The organism is Microcoleus sp. Pol11C3 (genome assembly GCF_036701485.1).
Lineage (GTDB): Bacteria > Cyanobacteriota > Cyanobacteriia > Cyanobacteriales > Microcoleaceae > Microcoleus.
The window spans coordinates 1-6,628 of the sequence record NZ_JAUBQW010000212.1 but is presented as its reverse complement, the minus strand read 5'-3'; the positions used below and the strand labels follow the sequence as shown (position 1 = coordinate 6,628).

4 protein-coding genes are annotated in these 6,628 nt (G+C 49.7%); 2 read left to right on the top strand and 2 right to left on the bottom strand.

Features of this window, described 5'->3' with window-relative positions:
* Nucleotides 1–138: 138 nt before the first annotated feature.
* Nucleotides 139–2,859: a cyanophycin synthetase gene (gene cphA, locus QUA40_RS26975; protein ID WP_333131573.1), complete on the bottom strand. Its 2,721-nt coding sequence runs from the start codon at nt 2,857–2,859 to the stop codon at nt 139–141.
* Nucleotides 2,860–3,197: 338 nt separating this feature from the next.
* A complete protein-coding gene (locus tag QUA40_RS26970; protein WP_333131571.1) occupies nt 3,198–4,091 on the bottom strand; it encodes a cyanophycinase in 894 nt (297 codons plus the stop codon).
* Nucleotides 4,092–4,446: 355 nt separating this feature from the next.
* Between QUA40_RS26970 and trmD the strand changes: the two genes are divergently transcribed.
* On the top strand, nt 4,447–5,121 hold the full coding sequence (gene trmD, locus QUA40_RS26965; RefSeq protein WP_333131569.1) for a tRNA (guanosine(37)-N1)-methyltransferase TrmD: 675 nt from the start codon (nt 4,447–4,449) through the stop codon (nt 5,119–5,121).
* 57 nt (nt 5,122–5,178) lie between these two features.
* Nucleotides 5,179–6,564, top strand: coding sequence for a DUF1517 domain-containing protein (locus QUA40_RS26960; protein WP_333131567.1), 1,386 nt, complete (start codon nt 5,179–5,181; stop codon nt 6,562–6,564).
* Nucleotides 6,565–6,628 lie beyond the last annotated feature (64 nt).

The window sequence follows — 6,628 nt, the reverse complement described above, 5'->3', positions numbered from 1 at the left end:
TTCAGCTTCTAGTCTTATGCACGAGTCTATCTTTTATTAGATAAAGTTATCACCATAAGTTCTGAAGAGCCCAAAAAGGTTGGGTTTCCTTTCGTTAACCCAACCTATTAATAATGTAATGAAATCAAACTTCAGAGTTTAGCCTTGATTCACCACAGTCGGTTTTAAACTTTCCTGTGACTTCGATCGATCTAAACCATTTTGCACTTCCACAGATTCCTTAATCGGTTTCCGCGTCTCAATTAAAGTCAAAGCTTTGTTGACACTTTCAGGTAAAATCACTACCAAACTGCCCGCCGGCGCCTCATCTAAAGCCTTGTTAACGGCCGTTGTTTCGTCGAGAATCAACTCGTATTCAACTTGAGATTTCTTTGCGGTTCCTGCAGAAATTGCCTCTGCAATCCCCTGGCAAATTAACTTTGCCACAACACCGGGCTCTCGCCCGCGCCTGTCAATATCTTCTTTGACAATAATACGATCGAACATCTCGGCCGAAAGTTGGCCCAGCGTGACAAAATCTTCATCTCGCCGATCGCCCGGGGCGCCGACTACCCCGATCCGCCGTCCCGGCCAATTCTGCACAAAACTGCCCAAAGCTTTGTAGCTGTGGGGGTTGTGGGCGTAGTCGAGTAAAGCGTGATAGTTGCCCAATTTAAACAAATTCATCCGTCCGGGAGTTTGACCGACGGATGCTTGGAAGCTTGACAAAGCCGATCGAATATCTTCTATTTTCACTCCTTGGGCAAAAGCCGCCAAACAAGCTGCTAAAGCATTAGCAATCATAAACGGCGCCCGCCCGCCCATCGTCAGGGGCACGTTCACAGCCTGCTCAATTCTCAGTGTCCAATCGCTTTTCAAGATCGACAAATACCCATTTTCGTAAATCGCTGCCAGCCCGCCCGCAGCGGTGTGTTTAGCAACCAGTTCGTTGTCCGGGTTCATCGAAAAATATGCAATTTGAGCCTTGACACGCGGCGCCATTTTTGATACCAACGGGTCGTCTGCATTTAAAACTGCATAGCCTTTGGGCATTACCGACTCGACGAGGACGCTCTTGAGTTTGGCTAATTGTTCCACGGTGTCGATGTCGCCAATTCCCAAGTGATCGGCCGCGACGTTCAAGACGACGCCGACATCGCACTGATCGAAGCCCAAGCCCGATCGCAAAATTCCGCCTCTAGCCGTTTCCAGCACCGCCACTTCCACCGTCGGGTCAGACAAAATCAACTGAGCACTCTGTGGCCCGGTATTGTCTCCGCTTTCGACCAAATAATCGCCGATGTAAGTGCCGTCGGTAGTCGTGTAGCCAGTAATCTGACCGGTCTGCTTAACAATGTGGGCAAGCAGGCGAGTGGTTGTCGTTTTGCCGTTGGTTCCCGTTACCGCTAAAATCGGCACTCGGCTGGGTTGAGGCGAGGGGAAAAGCATATCGAAGACTGCGCCCGCGACGTTGCGGGGTAAACCTTGACTCGGGGCGACGTGCATTCTGAAACCCGGTGCTGCGTTGACTTCGACGATGACGCCGTTGACATCGCGCAGGGGTTGGGAGATGTCGGGAGTTACTACGTCAATGCCGGCGATGTCCAAACCGATAATTTTGGCGACTCTGGAAAACAGCCAGACGTTTTCCGGGTGAATTTCGTCGGTGCGATCGACTGCAATTCCACCGGTACTCAAGTTTGCTGTCGCGCGCAAAAATACTCTTTCGCCGAGGGGCACTACGGAGTCCATCGCGTATCCTTGTTTTTGCAGCAAATCCAGGCACAATTTGTCGATCGTGATCCGGGTGAGCACGTTGTCGTGTCCGTCTCCTCGCTGCGGGTCGCGGTTTACTTCTTCAATAAGCTGTTCTACTGTAGACTTGCCGTTACCCACGACGTTAGCGGGGACTCGTTCTGCGACTGCTACGACTTGTCCGTTGACTACTAACACTCTGTGGTCGCGGCCAGTGTAGTAGCGCTCGACAATGATGCTTTTTGTTTTTGAGGCGGCGCTGGCTAAGTCGTAGGCTTCTTCTGCGACTTCCCAGGAGTTGATGTCGATCGTAATCCCGCGGCCGTGGTTGCCGTCTAGAGGTTTGAGGACGATCGGATAACCGCCCACATCTTCGATCGCCCCGCGCAGTTCATCCAAATAATTAATCACCGTCCCTCTCGGAACCGGTACCCCAGCAGCACCGAGGATATTTTTGGTACCTTCCTTGTCGCAGGCTAGTTCTACCCCCAAAACTCCCGTGCGGTTGCTCAGAGTTGCCTGAATCCGCTTTTGGTGAACTCCGTAGCCGAGTTGAATCATAAACCGAGCGCTCAAGGGCAGCCAGGGAATCCCGCGCGCTTCTGCTTCCTTGATCAGGGTTTCGGTACTCGGCCCGAGGGCTGCCGACAAAGCAAACTCTCTGAGGTCTCTCAAATCTTGCGCTAATTCCGCTGCTGGATAAGTGCCAGTATCGGCAATCCTTTGGCACATCCGCACGCCCGCCCGGGCGGCATAGCGACCTGCTTGTTCGTTTTGATACTCGATTACTACTTGGTAAATGCCTGGGGTCGCAGTTTCGCGGGTGCGACCGAACCCGACCGGCATTCCTGCCATTTCCTGAAGTTCTAGGGCGACGTGTTCGATTACGTGTCCCATCATTGTCCCTTCTCTGACCCGTTGCAGGAATCCTCCCTGATGGCCTGGAGAACAGTGATGGTCGTTCAAACTCGGAAGTGCGGCGATCAACCCTTCATAGAAGCCAGGAATTTCCGATGTGGTTTTATCTGCCCACTCCTCTAAATCCAGACGCATGAGGACGAGTTTCTGGCGTCGGATGCTCCAGTAGTTGGGGCCGCGTAAGGTCTGGATTTTAAGTATTTTCATGGCAGTTAGAGGGGTATGGGGCGCGAAATCTTATAGATAATTGGAGCATTTATTCAATTTCGATCTAGATTGCTCGATCGACTGTTCGCTGCGAACAGTTTGAGAGTGAATTTCCAGTTATGGGCTACCCAATTGAAAATTCATGCCCCTACGATCGGCTAAAAACAAGTACAGATACCTGGCTAGCAAAAACTCAAAGCCCGAAGTTAGAATTTTCTGTGGTTCGGCATCTTGGGGTCAGCCCGTGGCTGCTTCGGAATCTATTCTATTGTTGAATCCATGATTCGGCCGGAATGCGGCTTAATTTCTGCCGAATCAATGACAAAAGATGTTCTACGTTAGTTGGTTGTGCGGCATTCGGGGGGCCAACCAGACTCGGAACACGCTCCTGATGGCATTGGTTTGCCTAGGGGCATATTGTAGCAATCTCCGTGACACAGAACGTGCAAGCGCATATTGAACAGACTTAAGGGTTCTGTCGCTCCTACTTGAGACTCGTTGGTATAAAAATTTTCCCTAGAATCAACAATAGTCACAGTGCCTTTACCGAGAATTTTCATAGTATCGTCTCCCTCAAACAAGGCGCAGGTGTCTTCATCAATACCAATAGCGATGCGATCGGGATGACAAGCCACAGCCGACAGCAAGCGAGCCATGCGGTTGCGGTTGTGAAAATGCTGGTCTACGATGATCTCAGGAATAATGTTAAGTCCGTTTGCCATGTCCACTAAAGAGCGGTTCGGTGACGCGCCACTCCCGCCACCTGCAATCATGTGATATCCCATCACCGCAGCACCCGCGCTGGTGCCGGCGAGAGTAATCTTGCCTTCGAGAGTTTCTTTGCGAATTTTCTCCATCAGCGGGGTGTCCGCCAGCAGCCCACAGAGCCTCAGTTGGTCGCCGCCTGTGATGAATACGCCCGTACAATCTTCTAAGTAATCTTTCCAGACGGGGTTTTCGGCTTGTTCGCGTTCGCGGATGTCCACTACTTTGACGGCGCTAACGCCCATTTCGTCAAATATTGTGCGGTAGCGGTTGCTAATTCCTTCGGGATCTCGCGAAGCGCACGGAACGATCGCCAGCCGAGCGTTTGCACCCCCGGCACGGCAAAAAAAGGTGTTCAGAATCTCTCGCCCGTGAACTTTGTCTTCGGCTCCCCCGATGACCATAATCGAGGTTTTTGTGCGCTGGGGAATATTGTGTTCAATGGCTTGAGATGTCAACTGCTGCATGGTGTGTCTTCCTCTGTTGGATGTGAAATTCAATTTTGCCGTTGCTGTGGGTAGAATAGGGCTTTTTAAGAATAAATTTTTGTTGGTGCGAGTGAGGTACGCGCGGCGTAGCTATCCCGTAGGGAATCGCCGATCGCGCAATTTCGCAGTTGTTTGGTGGCGAGTTTGCTTGCAGTCGCTGTCATGAAAAACAGATTATTTTTGTACAAAACCGGCCCGCCGACACAGGAAGAGAATTTAACTTGCCAAAATTTTCCGAAATTATAAGAAATTATAAAGAATAAAGCAATTACTGAAAACTGAACTCCCTCTAAAGGTCAAACTAGAGGTGATGTATCAATAAATTCCAATTATTGTGCGCTTTGACGTAGTTACCTTATTTCCAGAATTTTTCCGGGCTCCCCTGGAGTCGGGACTGATGGGCAAAGCCTTAGCTAAAAAGATTGCTGAGGTGAATTTTGTCAATCCCCGCGATTTTACCACAGACAAACACCAGCGAGTCGATGATGAGCCTTACGGGGGCGGAGTGGGGATGCTGATGAAGCCGGAACCGATTTTTGCTGCGGTGGAGTCGCTGCCGGTTTTGCCGCGGCGGGAGGTGATTTTGCTGACTCCCCAGGGGGAACCGATGCAGCAGGCGATGTTTCGGGAGTTGGCCGTCGATCGCGATCAGTTGGTGTTGATTTGCGGTCATTATGAGGGTGTGGACGATCGAGTCCTGCATTTGGTCACTCGCGAGGTATCTTTGGGAGATTTTGTGCTCACGGGGGGCGAAATTCCGGCTTTGGCTTTGATAAATGGAGTTTTGCGATTGCTGCGAGGAACTGTGGCGAAGGAAGATTCCCTAAAGTTTGAGAGTTTTGAGGACGGACTTTTGGATTATCCGCAGTACACTCGACCGGCGGATTTTCGGGGATTGAAGGTGCCCGACGTGTTGCTGTCTGGTAATCACGCAGAAATTGCTCGCTGGCGCAAGCAACAGCAAATTGAAAGAACGCGCCAAAGGCGACCGGACTTGCTAGCGGATTAGTTAACTCTTGACTTTTAACAGTCGGGGTTGAGCATCCTATTTTTAGCAGAGAAACTTATGTTAAAAAATCAACTTTTGTGCTGTACGGCGATCGCCTTTTTGCTCGCCACTGAAGTTACTGTCAATTTAACTCCTGGGAGCAGCGGCAAATGGTTACATATTAACCGGGAAGCTTTTGCCCGCAGCAGTGGCGGAAGTAGTGGCGGGCGATCGTCTTCTTCTAGTTCCAGTTCCAGTTCCAGCCGCTCTAGCAGTACCTCGCCTAGCCGTTCTAGTTCTTCTAGCAACAGCTCGTCTGGCACTTCTTCTAGTCCTTCTAGAAACAGCTCGTCTGGCACTTCTTCTAGTTCCATTCCCAGCCGTCCCAGCAACAGTGGAAACACTGGGGGAAGAGTTCGCAGTGGCTCTTTTGAAAAGCCGGGTTCACCTGCACCTGTCGCCGTACCTAACCCTCCACTTCCCCAACAATATGGAAATAAAAGAACTGTAATTATTCAGCAGCGCACCTATAATTCCGCTCCGAGTTATGCAGTTCCTTACAATCCTCCTAACAGTCAGCCAAATACTGGTTCTAATCCCGAGCCAGCAGTTAATCCAACGCCAATCACCAGTGATAATTCGGGCGATCGCCAACTCGGAACGCCCTCTTCAGACAATTCCGGTAACAGTCAGCAAAATACTGATTATAATCAACAGCCAGTAATTAATCCAGCACCAATTCCCACTGAAAACACCTCTGACAACGCTCCGAATTCCCCATCATCTGAGGATTGGAAATTGTTTTGGTTTTGGCTGTTTTTTTCGGCAGGGGGTGTAGCGTTAATCGCTTACTGTATTTACTATTATCGGCCCCAGTCGAGAGCTCAAAATAAAAAACCTATTTTTGCGGTCAGCAAGTTGCAAGTTGCAATGTTAGTTGGCTCTTGCCCAGGAGTTCAAAGTCAGCTAACCGAATTGACTTTAAGTTGTGATGTAGAAAGTGCAACAGACAGGGCAGAATTTTTGCTAGAATCTGTTTTAATTGTTTTACGTGTACGCGAAAATTGGACTCACGTTTGCGCGAGTTCCCAGATATTTGCGAGTCGGGAGGAAGCGGCGCAAATATTCAATCAACTCTCGCTTCAAGAACGCAGCAAGTTAAGTGTAGAAACTCAGAGTTTTGTTAACGGCGACATCTGCCACAGACAGTCTGTCAGTGTGGCAAATTCAGAACCTGGAGAGTATATTGTAGTGACGTTTTTGATAGGAACCGAGGAGGTCAGACCGCTGTTTGGAGACATTCTAGATATTGGAAAATTGAAAATAGCGTTAGAGAAATCGGCGGCGACTCCTGCCGAGAATTTGCTGATTTTTGAGTTGATTTGGAGTCCGCAGGAGGAAACGGATAGTTTGAGTGGCGATGAGTTGTTGGGTTCCTATCCAGAGTTGATTCGGCTCTCCTGAGTTTATGGTGTAAAATGTACCTAATAATACATTTACCGTTATGAGCTTCCATCTAGACTATCTA

What these genes read in the sequence shown, in the direction of transcription:
- cphA (WP_333131573.1), bottom strand. Translation starts at nt 2,859, where the DNA reads ATGAAAATACTTAAAATCCAGACCTTACGCGGCCCCAACTACTGGAGC.
- QUA40_RS26970 (WP_333131571.1), bottom strand. Translation starts at nt 4,091, where the DNA reads ATGCAGCAGTTGACATCTCAAGCCATTGAACACAATATTCCCCAGCGC.
- QUA40_RS26960 (WP_333131567.1), top strand. Translation starts at nt 5,179, where the DNA reads ATGTTAAAAAATCAACTTTTGTGCTGTACGGCGATCGCCTTTTTGCTC.